Below are 18,241 nucleotides of genomic sequence, written 5' to 3'. Positions count from 1 at the left end.
GGCAGCAAGGAAAAGGATGCTGCTGAGAAAAAAAGTAATAATCAAAAGGCAAAGCACTTTAAGCCCGACTGTTGGCGAATTGCTTTTTTGATTGTGCCTAACTTGTACCGGGTTTTTATGCGCCGCGCCGGGCACTATCCTTCGGGTCCGGCGTTTGCGTTGGAAAAACCACTCGTTGGGTTGAGCGGGCGGCTGGGCGGGCCACCGCAGGCTGGGGCGACGCCGGGCGATACTGCTCGCTCGCCACCGCCCAAAGCCGGACCAACGAATGAGTGTTCCTGAACTAACAGACTTTATGAAGCAAGCAATTGGTGTTTTTATCGTGTGGCTGGGGCTATGGCTTGGTTTTGCCGCGCCTGCGCTGGCACAAACCAAGCCGGCCGCGCCGGCTGGCACGGCCCCGGCGGCCGCCCCGCGCTACCAGGTAGGCAAGCTTTCGACCGACCCCGCCCAGTACATCAACGACGTGCAGGGCATGATGGCCAGTACCAACAACGCCGTGGCCCGCGTGACGGCCGCCCGCCTGAAAGAGCTGTGGGCTTCCAACAGCCTCACCAGCTCGCAGCAGGCGCGCATCGTGGCGCTGTCGCAAACCATGCTGGCCAAGAAATTTAAGCCCCGGCCGCACTTCGAAATGCTGTTTGGCAACATCGTAACCGGTAAAATTCTGGCCAAGCTCACCGACCAGCAGATGGACCAGTACCTCGACGTGCTGAACCAGACCCTGGAGAAGGAAGCGCCGCAGGAAACCGAGAAATTTCTCGTCAGCACCAACCGGTTTTTCAACGGCGGCTACCTCTACCGCTCGGGCTACAATACGCTGCGCGCCGTGGGCGGCACGGTTTCATTTGCCTACTCGCCCATCGCCGCCCCGGAGTCGAACCTGGAATTTGGGGCACCCACACCCGCTCCGAAGGAAGCGCCGCTGCCCGCCGCCAAACCCGTGGCCAAAAAGCCGGCCGCTAAGCCCGTGGCCAAAGCTGCCGTCAAACCCGCGCCCAAGAAAAAGTCCAGCAGCGGCTGGGACTCGGCCGATATGTGGTCGTCGCCCTCGGGCGGGGGCTGGGGCGATGACGATGGCTGGGGCGCGCCCGTGAAAAAAGCGCCCGCCAAAAAAGCCACCGCCGCTGCCAAACCGGCCACCAAAGCCACGGCCGCCAAACCGGCCGCCGCCACGCCGGCTTCTTCCGATTTTGATGCGCCGGCCCCTTCGTTCACGCCCTCGGCCGTGTACGATGCCTACGCGCCACCGCCCACCCGGGGCGCGGTGATTGTGGTGAAGGATGCCGACCTGTTTATGGCCACCGGCGGCGATTCGGTGTTTGTGAAGAAGGTGAGCGGCACGGCCGTGCCCTGCACCAACCGGTTTGTTGCCACGAGTGGGCAGCTGGTGTGGTCCATCAAAACCAACCTGGTGACGGCCGAGCTGGCGGGCTTCGACTTCGACATGACCAAGCCCGAGTTCACGGCCCAGCCCGTGACGCTGAGCTACCCGGCCGTGCTGGAAGCGCCCGTGAAAGGCGCCCTCAGCTACAAGAGCGTACGGCGCAAGCCCGGCGCGCCCGATACCGGCTACCCGCGCTTTATCTCGCTCACCAACGATGCCCGCATTAAGAATCTGGGCGACAACATTCAGTACCGGGGCGGTATCTCGATGGCCGGCGGCCGGATTCTCAGCGCGGCCCTCGATGGGTCGCTGGCCAACCTCATGGTGAGCCTCGACGGCAAGCCCAAGTTTAAGGCGACCTCGCGCGCTTACGTGCTCGGCGACTCGGTGATTACGGCCAGCCGGGCCGCCGTTACCATTTACGAAGGCACCAAAGATTCGCTGACGCACCCCGGTACGCAGCTCAAATACTCGAAAAACAAGCAGCAGCTGAAGCTCTCGCGCGAGGAAGGCCTGTATAAGAACACGCCCTACAGCGACTCCTACCACCAGATGGACATCCGCACGGAGGCCCTGACCTGGAACCTGCGCCAGCCCCTCATCGACTTCGCCGTGCTGTCGTCGAAAAACCAGAGCTCGGCCGATTTTGAGAGCAAGGAATTCTTCACCAACAACCGCTACCAGCAGCTCAAAAGCATCAACCGGCTGCACCCGCTGCAAATGCTGGTGGGCTACAGCCAGGCCCACGGCGACGCGAAAACCATTAATGTGAGCGAGCTGGCCGAGAACCTGAAAACCTCGGTGCCCAACATGCGCTCCGACATGGCCGGCCTGGCCCGCGACGGCTACGTGGCCTGGAACCCCCAGACCGGCGACGTCACCATTCTGCCCAAGGGCGCGCACTACGTGGCCTCGGCCCGCGATAAAAAGGACTACGACCACATCGCCATTAAGTCCTTGTCGGGCTCGGGCCGCAATGCTACGCTCAACCTGAACACCAACGAGCTGCTGGTGCGCGGCGTGGACCGCTTCAACTTTTCCGACGATTCGGCCACGGTGTACGTGAAGCCGGACAGCGCCATTATCCGCATTGGCAAGAACCGGAACATCAATTTCCGGGGCGCGGTGGTGGCTTCGGCCATGCGCTTTAAGGGGCGCGATTTCAATTTCGACTACGACGGCTTTTACATCGACATGGCTAAGATTGACTCCATCGTCATTCGTAGCGAAACCAAGAACGCCAAGGGCAAGTCCACCGGCAAGCACGCCGACTTTGCCCTCACAAACAAGGGCAGCGTATCCACCGGCCGCCTGTTTCTCAACGACCCTACCAATAAATCGGGGCGCAAGAAAAAGGGCCAGTACCCGGCTTTCGACTCCAAGAGCGGGGCCAACGTGTACTTCGGCAAGCAGGACGTACTGGGCGGCGTGTACGATTCCACGCTGGTGTTCGACATTCCGCCCTTCCGGCTCGACTCGCTCAACGGCATTGGCAAATCGAGCGCGGGCTTTGCGGGCACGTTCCGCAGCGGCGGCATTCTGCCCGACCTCAAAACCAAGCTCACGGTGCAGGAAGACGGCTCGCTGGGCTTTGTTTATGATGTGCCGAAGGACGGATTTCCGCTCTACAAGGGCAAGGGCCGGGTGTTCAATAAGGTGAAGATGAACGGCCGGGGCCTGCAGGCCGATGGCAGCATCACGTACCAGTCGGGCACCTTCACTTCCGATGCCTTCGTGTTGTACCGCGACTCGGTGGTATCCGTGGGCCGCACGGGCGTTATCGCGGCCCGCACCGAGGGCGCCGTCGATATCCCGCGCATCAGCATGCCGCCCAACTACCTCATGCACTGGAATGTGAAGCAGGACTCGATGTTCCTGGCCACGCCGGCCGGCGGCGGTACGGCCCGCCTCTACGCCAACGCCGACCGCAAGGCCAAGACCGTGGCCAGCTACAACTTCACGGGCACGGCGCTGCTCACGCCCAAAGGCACCGGCGGCGACGGCCGCCTCGACGGCCCACAGTCGCTCATCAAGTCGCACGATTTTACTTTTAACTCCGACCACTACTCCGGTAATCATGCCACGCTGAGCGTGAAATCGGCCGAATCCAACAAGCCCGCCCTCACCGCCAACGACGTGGCCTTCGAGTACAACCTGAAGAAAGGCACGGCCGACTTTACCCGCGAGAAGGATAGCAAGGCCAGCGTCGAGCTGCCGTACTCCACGTTCGGCACCACGCTCAGCAAAGGGCACTGGGACTTTAAGAAAAAGCAGGTGCAGCTGCGCATGGCCCAGGGAGCTGATTCCACCAAGTCGTTCTTCTACTCGACCAATCCCACGCAGTACGGCCTGAAGTTTAAGGCCACCAGCGGCCTCTACGACCTGGCCAAGTACCAGATGCAGGTGAGTGGCGTGCCCCACATTGCCGCCGCCGATGCCTGGATTATCCCCGACTCGGGCCGCGTGAACGTGGGGGTGAATGGCAAAATTCAACGCCTCAAAAACTCCGTGGTGCTGCTCGATTCGCTGGCCAAGCTCCACCGTCTCACCAAGGGCAGCATCGAAGTGGTGTCGAAGGCCGCCTTCACCGGCAGCGCCGACTACGTGGTAAAAACTGCCAACGACTCGGTGTCGCTGCGCTTCAACAACTTCGAGCCCGACCCGGCCTTCCTGATGGCCAGCACCGACGTGAGCGGCGGCGGCATCAACCCCTTCCGCCGCACCAAAACGGCCAACGGGGCTTTCGATGGCGCATCGCAGGGCCCCGCCACCGTGGCCACGGCCGCCGTGAACGTGAGCAACAAGGTGCAGCTGCTGCACCGCATCGGCTACCGGGGCAACGTGCAGCTGAACTCCCGGCGGCGCGGCTTCGCCTTCACCGGGGAAGCGCAGCTGCAGTTCGGCAACGACCACTCCAACTCCTCCTGGGTGGCGCTGAAGGACTCCATCGACCCGAAAAACGTCCGCATCAACCTCCGCGACCTCAAAGCCCCCGACAATACCCCGCTCGTTATCGGCCTGTTCCGGGCCGACCAGAGCGGCAAGCTCTATCCGCTCTACGGGGCCCTCGCGCCCCCGCCCGAAGACCTGACCATGCTGAAGGTGGACGGCGAACTGCGCTACGACGCCAAAAAGGCCACTTACACCATCTCGCGCAGCGACCCCAGCGACATAAACGCCTACGAGGGCGCGGCCCTCACCTACATCGATTCCACCAACCGCATCACCTTTCGCGGGCCGCTGTCCTTCATCTCCCCCAGCAAAGACTACAAGATGATTGCCAGCGGCGTGGGCACGGCCAACCCCGACAGCGCCCGCTACGCCGTGGATGCCTTGCTGGGCATCGACTTTACCATGCCCCCCAAGTCCATCGATGTGATGGGGAGCGAGATGGCTAAAATCACCAAAAACGGCCCCGAGGCCCAGACCGGCTCCACCAACGAGCTTTACAAGCTGGCCCAGTTCATCGGCGACAAGGCCACGCAGAGCTACGCCGCGCGCAGCGGGGCCGCCGGGTCAATCGCGCAGCTTTCGCCCAAGCTCACGGGCCACACCCTGCTGCTGAGCCAGGTAAACCTGCGCTGGAACGAGAAGCGGCACGCCTGGTACTCGGTGGGCCCGATTGGCGTGGCCGGCGTGGGCAAGCAGCCGCTCAACGCCCTGGTGACGGGCAGCATCGAGATTCGCCGCGAAGAAGGGAATGAGATGGTGGAGATTTACCTCGAAGCCGAGCCGCAGAGCTGGTACTACTTCAAGTATGCCAACAACCTGATGCTCACGACTTCGTCCAGCGACAACTTCAACTACGAAATCAGCAGCAAGGCCAAGTACGACTACGAAACGGCCACCAGCTATGGGGTATTTCTGGGGGCGCTGACCGACGTGGATGCCTTCCGCACGCACTTCCAGAAAGACTACCTAGGCAAAACCGGCAAGCAGATTACCCGGACCGTGGCCCCCACGGGCATGGCTGACCCCGCCGAGGCCCCCGATGGTAAAAAGAAGAAAAAGGGCAAGGCCGATGACGCCTTCGGCACCGACCCCAACGCCAACCCCGGCACCGCTGATGCCGCCCCCGAGCCTGTTTCCAAAAAGAAGAAAAAGGCCAAAGCCAACGACCCCTTCGGCGATGGCGTGCTGGACGACCCCGCCCCGGCCCCGGCTCCGGCCAAAAAGGAAAAGGCGAAGGACAAAGCGGCCGATGCGCCCGCTACTGCCACCCCGGCCGTGGCCACTCCCGCTGTCGCTGCTCCGGCCGCTACTACGCCTGCTGCTGCCACCCCCGCCGCTCCCGACCCCGCCGATGCCAAGAAGGAAGCCGACCGCCAGGCCAAAGAAGCCGAAAAGCTGAAAAAGGAAGAGGAGAAGGCGAAAAAAGACGAGGAAAAAAAGAAGAAGGAGGAAGAGAAGCAGAAAAAGAAAAAAGGGGATGACCCCTTCGGCGACAGCTAGGCATGTAGTGCGAAGCGGTGCTTCGTGCCCCCGCACGGGCAGCAATGCTGCCTCGTGGCGCGGGGGCACGAAGCACCGCTTCGCACTACTTTTATGCCATGCCCCTCCTCTACATCGCTCTGGCCCTCCTGGCCGCTTATCTGCTCGGTTCCATTCCCACGGCCCTGTGGGTGGGCCGCCGCTTCTTCCACTTGGCCGATATCCGCGAGCACGGCTCCGGCAATGCCGGGGCTACCAACACCTTCCGCGTGCTGGGTCCCAAAGCCGGTACGGCCGTGCTGCTCATCGATGCCCTGAAGGGTTTTGTGGCCGCCTATTACCTGCCGCAGTGGCTGGTGGCGCAGGGTGCCATCGCCCCCGAGCATGAGCTGTACTACCGGCTGGCCTGCGGCGCGCTGGCCGTGGTGGGGCACATCTACCCGGTGTTTGCGCAGTTCCGGGGCGGCAAGGGCGTGGCCACCATCTTGGGCATGATGCTGGGCGTGGCCCCGGCCACGGTGGGCGTGTGCATGCTCGTCTTTATCGTAATGCTGCTGCTGTTCCGCTACGTGAGCTTGGCCAGCATGACGGCTGGCGTCACTTTCGCGCTGCTGCAGTTGCTGCCGCAGTTCCGGCCGGCGCAGCCGTTTCTAGTGTATGTAGGCTTCCTGCTGGCGGCACTACTTATTTACACGCACCGGGCCAATATCGGCCGGCTGCGCAGCGGGACGGAGAGTAGGGTGCCGCTACCGTGGGCGAAGTAGGAATTATCGTATCAAACAATTGAGCCCCCTGTTTCGATGAGTTTCTTGTGCCACTGCTGCGGTCATGTTCATGATGGCCTGCCCGATATTGGAATCGATAAGCCCGCGCTTGCGCAGGAAATTCCGCAACAAGAATGGGCCAGTCGGGTAGTGCTGACTGATGATACCTGTATAATTGATGGCGAAGATTTTTTTATTCGCGGGGTGTTGGTTATCCCTGTGCATGGCGATGAAAACGGCCTTGGGTTTGGCGTGTGGGTGAGCCAGAAAGAAGAAAATTTTCAAGCATATGTGGACCATCCCGATAGTGATGATATAGGCCCGTACTTTGGGTGGTTTGCTTCTGAAATTGGACCTTACGCTCCAACCCTTAACCTAAAAGCAATGGCACATTTTCAAGGGAATAATCAACGTCCGTTAATCGAATTGGAACCAACCGAGCACCCGCTTGCTGTCGATTATCAAGACGGTATAAGCCTTGAGCGTGCTTGGGAAATTGTTCATGAGTACATGTCAATTTAAGAGAAAGCGGAAAGAACCATCTTGAATAAGGGACAGTCCAACTCCCTAATAGCTGTCCACTGCCCAGGCGGAGTATTCGGACGCTACTTTTAGGCGATGTTCCACCTGTCGCCTGCCTTATTGCTGACCCTCGGGCTGGCCTTACTCCTCGCCACTCCCGCCGCCCACGCCCAACGCTACAACGTGCCACTGGCCACGCCGCCCGCCGGCTTTGCCTGGCAGGCGCTGCCCGACGGCAAAGCCGCCGCACTGCTTCCCGCCGGCTGGTACTACCGGGCCGAGGGCAAGAAAGGCGCGCCCACCTACTACCTCACTCAGGAGCAAATGGGTGAAAGCGGCGAGTTTCAAACGGGGCTTTCGCTGCAAATGGTGCGCAAGGCTACCGCTAAAACCAAACACCCCGCTGCCGAGTATGTCGAGCTGCTAATGATGCGTACCGGCTTCGGCCCGGGCCAAGAGCAGCTGGAAAAAGCTGCTTCCGAGGCCGGAATCTGGCACAGGCAAACGGTGCGCTACCGCGACGCCCCACCCGATGCCGACGCCCGCATCGTGTACCAAATGGCCCTGGCCAATACTAAAACTGATACCCTCTACCTGCTCACCTTCGAAAGCCCCGAGAAAGACTGGCCCGCCGCCTGGCAGCTGGGTGAAACGATGGTGCGCGAGTTGGTGCTGGATGCGCGGCAGTAAGCCGCAGCCCTCGCTGGCCAACGCCTGCCGGGCAACAATTGGCCCGGGGCGGGGTTTCGTCGGTTAGCCGGCCCGCGCCGAAATAAATTTCGGGCATTCAAGCGTTTATCCGGCATATTCAGCCGTTACTCATCCTGTTTTATTTTCTTTTGTGCCATGGCAAATTCCTCAGAAATAAACCGCAAAGACTTCCTGCAGCTTTTCGGCCTGGGCGCTACGGCGCTGGTCGCCTCGGCCTGCCTCGGCGGTTGTGGCAGCAGCAAGAGCAGCGACCCCGTGCCCGGCGCTTCCGGCGTCGATTTCACCGTGGACCTCACCGCCGCCAGCAGCGCCCCCCTCAACGATGCGGCCAAGGGCTACCTCTACAGCCCCACGCGCGACGTAATTGTGGCCAAAACCACGGCCGGCACCTACGTGGCCCTGCAAGCGCCCTGCACCCACGATGGTACCAGCGTGTACTTCACCCAGAGCCAGAGCCGCTTCGTGTGCCCTAATCACAATGCCATTTTCGACGTGGCCGGCACCGTGCTCAGTGGCCCCGCGCCCCGCGCCCTCAAGCAATACACCGTGACGCAAACCGGTACCTCGCTGCGCATTATGGGGTAGGTGCGGGGCCGGGTGGGCTGGCAGGGAGGGAATGCCGGCCGTTGGCGCGCTTATCAGCCGCCGCCCGCTACTTTTACTTCCGCATTCCCAACCCCAAATCCCGCTCCGCATGGCCAATTACCTCGCCGACAACCAAACCCGCTTTCTCGATGAGCTGATGGACTGGCTCCGCATCCCGTCCGTGTCGGCCGACCCCAAGTTCCACGCCGACGTGCTGAAGGCCGCCGACTTCCTCAAAACCCGCCTCGAGGAAGCCGGCGTGCAAAACGTCGAAATCTGCCCCACGGCCGGTAATCCCATCGTGTACGGCGACTACATCGTGAGCCCCGAGGCCAAAACCGTCCTCGTGTACGGCCACTACGACGTGCAGCCCGCCGACCCCTACGAGCTCTGGAACTCGCCGCCCTTTGAGCCGGTGATTAAGGACGAAAAAATATACGCCCGCGGCGCCTGCGACGACAAAGGCCAGGTGTACATGCACGTCAAAGCCTTCGAGATGATGATGCGCGACGGCCAGGGCGGCGTGCCCTGCAACATCAAATTCATGTTCGAAGGCGAAGAGGAAATCGGCTCCAACAACCTCGAAATCTTCGTGCGGGCCAACAAGGAGAAGCTGAAAGCCGACGTCATCCTCGTCTCCGATACCGGCATTCTGGCCAACGATGTGCCCAGCATCGAGGTGGGCCTGCGCGGCCTGAGCTACCACGAAGTAACCGTGACCGGCCCCAACCGCGACCTGCACTCGGGCCTCTACGGCGGCGCGGTGCAAAACCCCATCAACGCCCTGTGTGAGATGATTGCCAGCCTGCACGATGCCAACGGCCACATCACCATCCCCGGTTTCTACGACAACGTGGACGAGTTGAGCGCCGACGAGCGCGCCGAAATGGCCAAAGCCCCGTTCTCCGAAGACGAGTTCCAAAAGAGCATCGGCCTGCCCGATAGCTACGGCGAAAAAGGCTACAGCAGCATGGAGCGCACCAGCATTCGCCCCACGCTCGACGTGAACGGCATTTGGGGCGGCTACACCGGCGAGGGCGCCAAAACTGTCATCGCCTCGCAGGCCCACGCCAAAATTTCGATGCGCCTGGTACCCCACCAGACTTCGGCCGAAATCACGGCCCTGTTCCAGCAGCACTTCGCCAGCATCGCGCCGGCCGGCGTCACCGTCGAAGTGCGCCCCCACCACGGCGGCGAGCCCGTGGTAACGCCCACCGACTCGGTAGCCTACAAAGCGGCAGCTGATGCCATGGAAACCACTTTCGGCAAGCGCCCGGTGCCCACGCGCGGCGGCGGCTCCATCCCCATCGTGGCCATGTTCAAGTCGGAGCTCGGCCTCGATACCGTCCTGCTCGGCTTCGGGCTCGACAGCGACGCCATCCACTCGCCTAATGAGCATTTCGGAGTGTTCAACTTCCTGAAAGGCATCGAAACCATCCCGCACTTCTACCGCAACTACGCGGCGGCCGAGTAGCGGCTGGCTGGTTCAATAACCACCAAAAAGCCCGGCTTCCATTGCGGAAGCCGGGCTTTTTGGTGGTAAGGAATTGGGGGATTATCCGCCGAAGGAGTACGTGAGATACAGTTGAAACGCGCTGTTTCGGATGTTGTTCTGCACCGTCACGTTGCCCGAGGTGTAAGCTTTGGGAATGTTGGTAAAGCCGCCGTTGTAGCGCAGGCCAATTCCCAGGCCGGTTTTGCGCTGGTAGCCCAGGCCCACCAAATAACCGAAATCGACGGCATTGGCGGCATCTTTAACATCAACCGACGTATTACCGGCTTCGTCCTTGGCCGATAGCAAGAAGCCTACCTGCGGCCCGGCCTCGAAAAACAGCCCGTCGGCATTGACGTGAAAAGCCAGCGGTACATCCAGGTAATTCAGGCGCGTGCTATAGTCAGTTATGTCCTTGTACTTGGTGCCCTTCTGAGAATAGATTATTTCGGGTTGGAAGGCGAACATCCGGCTCAGGCCAATATTGGCGAAACCGCCAGCCTGGAAGCCAAAACGGCCCTCCTCGTTATTGGCCTGCTTGCCCACAAATGAAGAGTACGTGGCTCCGGCCTTCAGGCCCAGCGAAACGTTGCGTTGCGCCTGCGCCGCACCCGTGAGCCCGGCTAGTAGCGCGAGGGTGTAAAAAGTCTTTTTCATAAGCGAAGTAGATAGGTGATACCGCAAAGCTACGGTTGGGCTGGGCGTGAACCCATCCGCCGTCCCATCCGTCGGTGACACCATCCGCAACGCAAAAGCCCGGCTTCCATTGTGGAAACCGAGCTCTTAGTAGTGTGCAGCAGTGGGTTACTAACGCCCCGTGCCCCCGAAAGCGTAGCCCAGGTTGAACCAGAACGTGCTGGAACGCAGGTTGCCGGTGCCCAGGTTGTTGCCCGCCGTGTCCTTGTAGGTGTGGCTGATGCCGCCATCGTAGCGCACGCCCAGCGAGAGGCCAACCGGGAGCTGGTAGCCCAGGCCCACCACGTAGTCTAGGGCCACCGGCGTCACATCGCGGCTTTTGATGTCCGCACCACCTTCGTCTTTGCCCGATAAGGCGAAGTTGACCTCCGGGCCGGCTTCAAAAAACAGGCCGTCGGCGTGGTAGCGGGCTAGCAGCGGCAAGTTGATGTAGTCCACGTCGCGGCTCAGGTTAACCAGGTCGGTAGCGTCGAAATACTGCTTGGTATACAGGGCTTCGGGGTGGAAGGAAATAACCTCCCCAAAATACACGTCGGCCATCAGGCCGGCCTGGTAGGCCGAGTGGCTCTTGGACGTATAGCCGCTGCTGGTGTTGCCCGTGAGGCTGGTGATGCCGTAGCCGGCCTTGATGCCAATGCTGTTGGCGGGCGTCTGGGCCTGGGCGGCCCCGGCGGCCGCCGCTACCAGCGCCAGCGAAAGGAAGGTCTTTTTCATGATGAAGATTTAATGAAGATATTGATAATCAGTGGTAAGAGCAGTGGCTTGCAGGGCCGGGGCATATACTCTGGCCTTCCTCATTAAGTTGCTAAACATAGCGTTTGGGCACAAAAAAGCCTGGCTTCGGTGCAAGAAGCCAGGCTTTTAAAAATGCGGTCGGAAAGCTTATTTGCCGCCGAACAGGTATCCCACCTGAAACTGGAATACCGAGTTGCGCTGCTTGTCGCCAGTCACCGACGGGTCGTTGATATCAGAGATGCCACCGTTGTAGCGCACCCCGAACTCCAGGCCCGACGACAGCTGGTAGCCGACGCCAGCAATGTAGCCCACATCTACTTTGCGCAGACCATCGGTGCTGGTGCTGAGCGTGGTGCCCGCCACTTCCGTCTTCTGCGAAGTCAGGAAGCCAACCTGCGGGCCGGCCTCAAAGAACAGCCCGTCGGCGTTCACACGCAGCAACAGCGGCAAATCGATGTAAGAAAGGCGGGCCTGACCGGAAACGCCGCCGCTTTCTGCTTTAAACCCTTTCTGGGAGTACAGCAATTCGGGGTGGAACGAGAGCAGGTCGCTAAAGCCGAAGTCTGCCATCACACCGGCCGACAAGCCCACCAGGTTCTTGTAGTTGCTTGAATTATCGCCCGAGAAGCTGGCCAGGTTAGCCCCGGCCTTCACGCCGAAACGAGTGCTTTGCGCTTGAGCAGCACTGGTCACGCCAGCCAGAATGGCCAGGGATAGAATTACTTTTTTCATGGTTGTAAATGAAGAAGGGTTAAATGCGGCGCAAAGCTACTACTAAATGCAGGCCTGGTGAAAATTAATATATGTAAAATTGAATTACGTTATTCGAACGCAAAAAAGGCCCGCTTTCCTACGAAAGCGGGCCTTTTTGAATTTGCCGTGTGGCTTATTTGCCGCCGAACAGGTAGTGCGCCTGCAACTGAAATACCGAGTTGTGCACGTTGGGGTTGGTAACCGTGGTGGTCACGCCACCCACCGTGGTCGCAACGGCAGTGCCACCGTCCTTGTACACCTGCGAGAGGTCCCCAGTATAGCGCAGGCCAATGCCCAGTCCGCTGGTAAGCTGGTAGCCGATGCCAGCCACGTAGCCGATAACCACCTTATTCAGCGCGTCGGTGGAGGTATAGGACGGACCAACCTGCTTGCCGCCGCTATCCTCTGTGAACGAGCGTTGGTGCAGGACGAAGCTGCCCTGCGGACCCAGTTCGAAGAAAGGGCCTTTGCCACCGTCGCCAGCGGTTACTTTCAACAGGATGGGCACATCAATGTAGCCAAGGGTTGTCTTGTCGGTATACGTTTTGCCGGCCCCGTTGTCATAATCCCGCGAGCCACCTTTCTGCGAATAAAGTAACTCGCCCTGCACCGAAATCAGGTCTGAAAAGCCGTAGTTCAGCAGGCCACCGGCCGCGAAGCCCGCTTTGTACTGCGAGCCTTTCGAGTCTGTGCCCGAGAACGTAGCGCCGTTGAAGCCGCCTTTGAGGCCGAGTTTGAGGCCCGTCTGGGCCTGAGCAGCACTGGTGAGGCCCGCAAGCAGGGCCAGGGATAGGATGGTCTTTTTCATGACAGATAAGAAAAAAGGATAAAGCGAATTCTGAAGAAATTCTGGGGATATAGCCAGAATCGGGGCTTATAGCGGTGTCAGGGGCATTGGGGTTGCGCATACTGGCCGGTTTTTTTGCTTGCAACAGAGCCGCCTGGGGGTTGTATTTTTGGGGTTGGGCCGGCACGTACAGTCGCTCAGCGGGTTATTATGAATGTTTATTCAGGTTTGGGGATATTAGGGGCGGTAATCTTTTTTTTCTCGGGAGGAGAAGTTCGGGGGCAGGCGGCCGACAGTGCCAGCGTCACGCTTGCGCCGCCTGCGCCGTTCATTGTGGGCGCCTATGCCCAGGGCAGCATCATTATGGCGCACACCTATGCCATCCGGCACCTGGTGGCCTCGCACCCCACGGGCTTCGAAATCAACCTGCAGCGGCAGACGACCGGGGCCGCGCCCTGGCACGCGTGGTACAAGTTCCCAAAGGTGGGGCTGGCCCTCACGTACTACGACTTTCACAACCCGGTGCTGGGCTACGTTTTCTCGGCCAGTCCCTACATCAGCAAAACGTTTTCGCGCGGGCCGAAGCACGATTTCAGCTTCCGGCTGGGCGCGGGCCTGGCCTACCTCACCAACCCCTACAACCAGGAAACCAACCACAAAAACACCATCGCCAGCTCGGCCCTGAATGCCACGCTGCAATTCCGCTTCGAGTACGACTACGCCCTCACGCCGCACCTGGGCCTGCTGGTAGGGGCGGGGCTCAACCACTACTCCAACGGCGCCACCACCAAGCCCAACTTCGGCGTGAACCTGCCCTCGGTGGTGCTGGGGCTGAACTACCACCAGCAGCGCCCGGCCCCCACGCTTGCTTCGGGCGCGCCGCTGCCGCCCGAAATCGGGACCAATTTCTTCAATGTGAGCACCAGCCTGGGCTTCAAACAGCGCACCGAGGGCGACAAGCAGAAGTACCTGGTAAACTCCGTGACGCTGGCCGTGGGCCGGCGCGTCAACCGCAAATCCAACCTGCTGCTGGGCGTGGAGGGCTTCAACGACCGCAGCCTGAAAGCCACCCTGGAAGACACCACCCGCGCCGGCGGCCCGCAGCCCGACGTGAAGAAAGCCGGCGCATTTGTGGGCCATGAGCTGCTATTCGGCCGGCTGGCCTTCGTGTCGCACCTGGGTTTCTACGTGTATTCACCCTACAAATCGAGCACGGCCTACTACGAGCGCCTGGGCCTGAAATACCATTTCACCGACGTGGTATTCGGGGCCGTTGATTTGAAAATCCACCGGGGCGCGGCCGACGTAATCGAGTTTAAAGTAGGGGCGAAGCTGTAGCCGCGCGCCCCAACTCTTCGGCCGCTGATGACGCTTCGGCTGCCCCGGCCAACGTTTCGGTAGCGCCGGTTTGGCGCGGGCCGAATCGGTTTCCATCTTTCGGCCGTGGTTCAACAATAGCCGCGCCCGCCGTCATGGAAACCTTCTTCGCCCTCAACCGCTACTTGCACATCGCGGCCGGCTTCACCGGGTTTTTTGTGGCTCCCGTAGCGCTGGCCGTGCGCAAGGGCGGGGCAACGCACCGGCGCTGGGGGCTGGTGTTTTTCTGGTCGATGGTGGTGGCCGGTACTACCGCCCTGGCGGGCTCGCAGCACATTCACAGTACGTTTCTGCTGCTCACTGCCGTGTTCAGCCTGTACATGGCCGGCTTCGGCTACCGCTCGCTTTTCCTGAAAAGCCTGGCCTGGGATGCCCGCGTGGAAGCGTTCGACTGGGCTGTGGCGGGCGTGGGGCTGCTCGTATTCCTGGGCACGGTTGGGTATGCGGTGCTATCCGGCAACATTCCCGTAGGCGTGTTCGGCAGCATTGGTGCGGCCACGGCTTTCCGCCAGCTGCGCGGCTACGCCAATGCCGGCCACTGGACCAAAAACCAGTGGCTGCTCAACCACATTTCAGGCTTTATGGCCTCCTACATTGCGGCCGTAACGGCGTTTTCGGCCACCAGCCTGCACTTTATTCCATTTCCATACAGCTTCCTGTGGCCCACGGCCATCGGGGTGCCCATCATCATCTGGTGGCACCGGCGGGTGCGCGGGCAACAGGTTACGCTGGCACCAGGCTCCGGTTTATCCGGCTCACCAGCGCCGGCCCTTCATAAATAAAGCCGGTATACAGCTGAATCAGTGCCGCGCCGGCTTCCAGTTTCTCCCGCGCATCGGCCGCCGAATGAATGCCGCCCGCGCCGATAATGGGCAAGCCCCCGTCAGATTTCCGGTGCAGGTAGCGGATAACTTCGGTGGCCCGGGCCCGGAGCGGCTTGCCGCTCAGCCCGCCCGCCCCCAGGCTGGCCACGTAGCCCGGCTCGGAGCTCAGGTTGTCGCGGCTGATGGTGGTATTGGTGGCCACCAGGCCGCTGAGCTGCGTTTCACGGGCTATTTCCAGAATGTCGTCGAGCTGCGAATCCGTCAGGTCGGGCGCGATTTTTAGCAGCAGCGGGCGCGGAATGGCGCGGGCCAGGTTACGGGCCTGCACCTGCTGCAACAGGTCAATCAGCGGTTTTTTCTCCTGCAGCTCGCGTAGGCCGGGCGTGTTGGGCGAGCTCACGTTCACCACGAAATAGTCCACCACCTCGGCCAGGGCCTCGAAGCCGGCCACGTAGTCCTCGGCGGCGCGCGCGTTGGGCGTGTCCTTGTTCTTGCCAATGTTGCCGCCGATGATGAGCTTCTGGTTCGCCCGCCGGGCCAGCCGCGCGGCCACCACGGCCGCCCCGTCGTTGTTGAAGCCCATGCGGTTTACCAAGGCCTCGTCCTGCGGCAGCCGAAACAGGCGCGGCTGCGGGTTGCCGGGCTGCGGCCGGGGCGTCACCGTCCCGATTTCCACAAAGCCGAAGCCCAGCGTGGCCAGCTCATCGGTCAGCACGGCATTCTTGTCAAACCCCGCCGCCAGCCCCACCGGGTTCGGGAACTTCAGCCCGAAAACCTCCCGCGCCAGGCTGGGGTGCTGGAAATCGTAGAGTGCCCGCAGCAGGGCCGGGGTGCCCGGCACCCGCGCTGCCCGGCGCAGATTATCGAAAACAAGGTGGTGGGCGCGCTCGGCGTCGAGGTTGAAAAGGAGGGGCTTGACGAGGGCTTTATACACTGGCATCAGGGCCAAACTGGCTGTCTAGGTCAGCGAAAAGTGCTTCCAGCGTGGGCAGCAAGGGCGGCAACAGGTTACGGGCAATATTCCACACCTCGGCGTAGTTGGTGCGGAAGTATTCATGAGCCAGCAGATTCCGAAAGTTTTTAATCTGTTTCCACTCAATGGTAGGCCACAAGGCTTGGGTACCGGCGGAGATATGCGAGCTGGCTTCCCCAAGAATTTCAAATTGCCGCTCCACTGCCGACCGAAGCAGGGCATCGGTGAGCAATTCCTGGAAGGTGCGGGACTGCGTAAAGTCAACAATTAATTTTGCTGCTTCCAGCATGTGGCGGGCCCGGTCGGGGTCACGCGGCCTGTTTTTCTTTGGGCTCATATAGCGTTTTCAGGTCCTTGGCGATATATCGGTAGATGTAGTCGGACACGCCACTGCCCAAATCGACTTTAATCCCCAATTTTTCCTGCAAATCATCGGCATAACTGAAATACGCCCAGCCCGCCGGGGCCGCCATCTCCACAATTAAATCTAAATCCGAATCTGCCGTGGCCTCGCCCCGGGCATACGAACCAAATACCTGCACCCGGCGCACAGGTTTATCAGCGAAATAGGCAGTTAATACCTGCTGAATATGCTCAAGCGAATGTGGTAATTGCGCCATATCACAAATTACGCACTTGCTGAATTAGTAATTGAATAATCCGGAAGTTTACCCCGCCCAACCCTCTCTATCGAGGCTGCGGTACTGAATGGCTTCGGCCAGGTGGTTAATCTGAATATCGTCGGTGCCGGCCAGGTCGGCAATGGTGCGGGCCACTTTCAGAATGCGGTCGTAGGCGCGGGCGCTGAGGCCGAGGCGCTCCATGGCCGTTTTCAGCAGCTGCCGGCCGTCTTCGCTGATTTGGCAGATGTCCTTCACCATCTGGGGCGGCATCATGGCGTTGGAGTGAATGTCGACGTAGTCGGTAAAGCGGGTTTCCTGCACCTGGCGGGCCTGGTCTACCCGCACCTGGATTTCGGCGCTGGTTTCCGATTTGCGCGATTCCGTCATCTGGTCGAAGGTCACGGGCGTCACTTCCACATGTAAGTCAATGCGGTCAAGCAGCGGGCCGCTCACTTTGTTCAGATATTTTTGCACCACGCCGGGGCCGCACACACATTCCTTCTCCGGATGGTTGTAATAGCCACACGGACAGGGGTTCATGCTGGCGATGAGCATGAAGTTGGCCGGAAACTCAATGCTGAGCTTGGCCCGCGCAATGGTCACACGGCGCTCCTCCAGCGGCTGGCGCATCACCTCCAGCACCGTGCGCTTGAATTCGGGTAATTCGTCCAAAAAAAGCACGCCGTTGTGCGAGAGCGAGATTTCACCCGGCTGCGGGTTGCTGCCGCCCCCCACCAGCGCCACGTCCGAAATAGTGTGGTGCGGGCTGCGAAACGGCCGGGTGCTCAGCAAGCCTCCGCCGCCCAGCTTGCCGGCCACCGAGTGGATTTTGGTGGTTTCCAGGGCCTCCTGCATGCTTAGCGGTGGCAGAATGCTGGGCAAACGCTTGGCTAGCATGGTTTTGCCCGCGCCGGGTGGGCCAATCATAATCACGTTGTGGCCGCCGGCCGCCGCAATTTCCAAGGCCCGCTTGATGTTTTCCTGGCCCTGCACGTCGGCAAAGTCAGCCGTGTATTTATTCACCGCGTGCTGGAACAGGTCGCGGGTGTCCACTTTGGTGGGCACGATTTCAGTGCGGCCCTCGAAGAAGTCGATGGCTTCCTGCATGCTGCCCACAGCAATCACGTCGAGGTTGTTCACGATGGCCGCTTCCTCCGCGTTTTCCCTGGGCAGGATAATGCCCTTGAAGCCTTCCTTCCGCGCCTGAATGGCAATGGGCAGAACGCCTTTTATCGGCCGCAGCTCGCCATCGAGCGACATTTCGCCCATTATGATGTAGTCGCCCAGCCGCTCGGTGTTCAGCTGTTGCGAGGCGTGCAGGATGCCCAGCGCAATGGGCAAATCATAGGCCGCGCCCTCCTTGCGGATGTCGGCCGGAGCCATGTTCACCACTACTTTGGTGCGCGGCATGCGGTACCCCCGAAACTTCAGCGCCGCCTCAATCCGCTGCTGGCTCTCTTTAATGGCGTTATCGGGCAAGCCCACCACAAAGAAATTCGTCCCGGCTCCCACCACCACTTCAATCGTGATGGTGTAGGCATTAACGCCCTGCACGGCCGAGCCGAAGGTTTTGGTAAGCAT

16 protein-coding genes are annotated in these 18,241 nt (G+C 60.7%); 8 read left to right on the top strand and 8 right to left on the bottom strand.

The annotated features are described in order from the left end of the window. Window positions 1-295: 295 nt before the first annotated feature. From HBN54_RS00195 to HBN54_RS00170, 6 genes are all read left to right on the top strand, one after another. Window positions 296-5,839, top strand: a complete 5,544-nt coding sequence (locus HBN54_RS00195) for a hypothetical protein (protein ID WP_168671098.1) — start codon at window positions 296-298, stop codon at window positions 5,837-5,839. Window positions 5,840-5,937: 98 nt separating this feature from the next. After that, on the top strand, window positions 5,938-6,582 hold the full coding sequence (plsY, locus tag HBN54_RS00190) for a glycerol-3-phosphate 1-O-acyltransferase PlsY (RefSeq protein ID WP_168671134.1): 645 nt from the start codon (window positions 5,938-5,940) through the stop codon (window positions 6,580-6,582). A gap of 36 nt (window positions 6,583-6,618) precedes the next feature. Then, window positions 6,619-7,104 carry a DUF2199 domain-containing protein gene (locus tag HBN54_RS00185; protein ID WP_168671133.1) on the top strand — a complete coding sequence of 162 codons (486 nt, stop codon included), beginning with the start codon at window positions 6,619-6,621 and terminating at the stop codon, window positions 7,102-7,104. 96 nt (window positions 7,105-7,200) lie between these two features. Beyond that, window positions 7,201-7,794, top strand: coding sequence for a hypothetical protein (locus tag HBN54_RS00180; RefSeq protein ID WP_168671132.1), 594 nt, complete (start codon window positions 7,201-7,203; stop codon window positions 7,792-7,794). A gap of 156 nt (window positions 7,795-7,950) precedes the next feature. After that, window positions 7,951-8,400 (top strand): QcrA and Rieske domain-containing protein, encoded by a 450-nt coding sequence (locus tag HBN54_RS00175; RefSeq protein ID WP_168671131.1) that lies wholly within the window; start codon window positions 7,951-7,953, stop codon window positions 8,398-8,400. Between the two features lie 109 nt (window positions 8,401-8,509). After that, on the top strand, window positions 8,510-9,874 hold the full coding sequence (locus HBN54_RS00170; protein WP_168671130.1) for a dipeptidase: 1,365 nt from the start codon (window positions 8,510-8,512) through the stop codon (window positions 9,872-9,874). Between the two features lie 81 nt (window positions 9,875-9,955). Here HBN54_RS00170 and HBN54_RS00165 read toward each other — a convergent pair whose 3' ends face one another. The 4 genes from HBN54_RS00165 to HBN54_RS00150 form a co-directional block, all read right to left on the bottom strand. Continuing rightward, entirely contained in the window at window positions 9,956-10,549 is a 594-nt protein-coding gene (locus HBN54_RS00165) for a porin family protein (RefSeq protein WP_168671129.1), read from the bottom strand. A 150-nt stretch (window positions 10,550-10,699) separates the two neighbouring features. Beyond that, on the bottom strand, window positions 10,700-11,302 hold the full coding sequence (locus tag HBN54_RS00160; RefSeq protein WP_168671128.1) for a porin family protein: 603 nt from the start codon (window positions 11,300-11,302) through the stop codon (window positions 10,700-10,702). A gap of 168 nt (window positions 11,303-11,470) precedes the next feature. Further along, window positions 11,471-12,055 (bottom strand): porin family protein, encoded by a 585-nt coding sequence (locus HBN54_RS00155; protein WP_168671127.1) that lies wholly within the window; start codon window positions 12,053-12,055, stop codon window positions 11,471-11,473. Between the two features lie 154 nt (window positions 12,056-12,209). Then, window positions 12,210-12,884, bottom strand: coding sequence for a porin family protein (locus tag HBN54_RS00150; RefSeq protein WP_168671126.1), 675 nt, complete (start codon window positions 12,882-12,884; stop codon window positions 12,210-12,212). Between the two features lie 312 nt (window positions 12,885-13,196). On the opposite strand from HBN54_RS00150, the gene HBN54_RS00145 reads away from it, so the two are divergent. Together HBN54_RS00145 and HBN54_RS00140 are read left to right on the top strand one after the other, a co-directional pair. Beyond that, window positions 13,197-14,201 carry an acyloxyacyl hydrolase gene (locus tag HBN54_RS00145; protein WP_168671125.1) on the top strand — a complete coding sequence of 335 codons (1,005 nt, stop codon included), beginning with the start codon at window positions 13,197-13,199 and terminating at the stop codon, window positions 14,199-14,201. Window positions 14,202-14,335: 134 nt separating this feature from the next. Next, window positions 14,336-15,022 carry a DUF2306 domain-containing protein gene (locus tag HBN54_RS00140; RefSeq protein WP_168671124.1) on the top strand — a complete coding sequence of 229 codons (687 nt, stop codon included), beginning with the start codon at window positions 14,336-14,338 and terminating at the stop codon, window positions 15,020-15,022. On the opposite strand, the gene HBN54_RS00135 is transcribed toward HBN54_RS00140, so the two are convergent. Genes HBN54_RS00135 through HBN54_RS00120 form a run of 4 tightly spaced genes read right to left on the bottom strand, consistent with a single transcriptional unit; the run spans window position 14,964 to window position 18,241 of the window. Beyond that, complete coding sequence (locus HBN54_RS00135; RefSeq protein ID WP_168671736.1) at window positions 14,964-15,998, bottom strand: quinone-dependent dihydroorotate dehydrogenase; 1,035 nt, start codon at window positions 15,996-15,998, stop codon at window positions 14,964-14,966. The genes HBN54_RS00140 and HBN54_RS00135 overlap by 59 nt on opposite strands. Then, on the bottom strand, window positions 15,991-16,326 hold the full coding sequence (locus HBN54_RS00130) for a HepT-like ribonuclease domain-containing protein (protein WP_168671123.1): 336 nt from the start codon (window positions 16,324-16,326) through the stop codon (window positions 15,991-15,993). Before HBN54_RS00130 ends, HBN54_RS00135 begins: the two co-directional genes overlap by 8 nt. A gap of 19 nt (window positions 16,327-16,345) precedes the next feature. After that, on the bottom strand, window positions 16,346-16,657 hold the full coding sequence (locus HBN54_RS00125) for a nucleotidyltransferase family protein (protein WP_168671122.1): 312 nt from the start codon (window positions 16,655-16,657) through the stop codon (window positions 16,346-16,348). 48 nt (window positions 16,658-16,705) lie between these two features. Further along, window positions 16,706-18,241 carry a YifB family Mg chelatase-like AAA ATPase gene (locus tag HBN54_RS00120; protein WP_168671121.1) on the bottom strand — a complete coding sequence of 512 codons (1,536 nt, stop codon included), beginning with the start codon at window positions 18,239-18,241 and terminating at the stop codon, window positions 16,706-16,708.

The sequence above is a fragment of the Hymenobacter artigasi genome (genome assembly GCF_012275535.1).
In the GTDB taxonomy this organism is placed as follows: domain Bacteria; phylum Bacteroidota; class Bacteroidia; order Cytophagales; family Hymenobacteraceae; genus Hymenobacter; species Hymenobacter artigasi.
The sequence above is the reverse complement of the archived record's forward strand: the minus strand, read 5'-3'. Positions and strand labels throughout refer to the sequence as shown.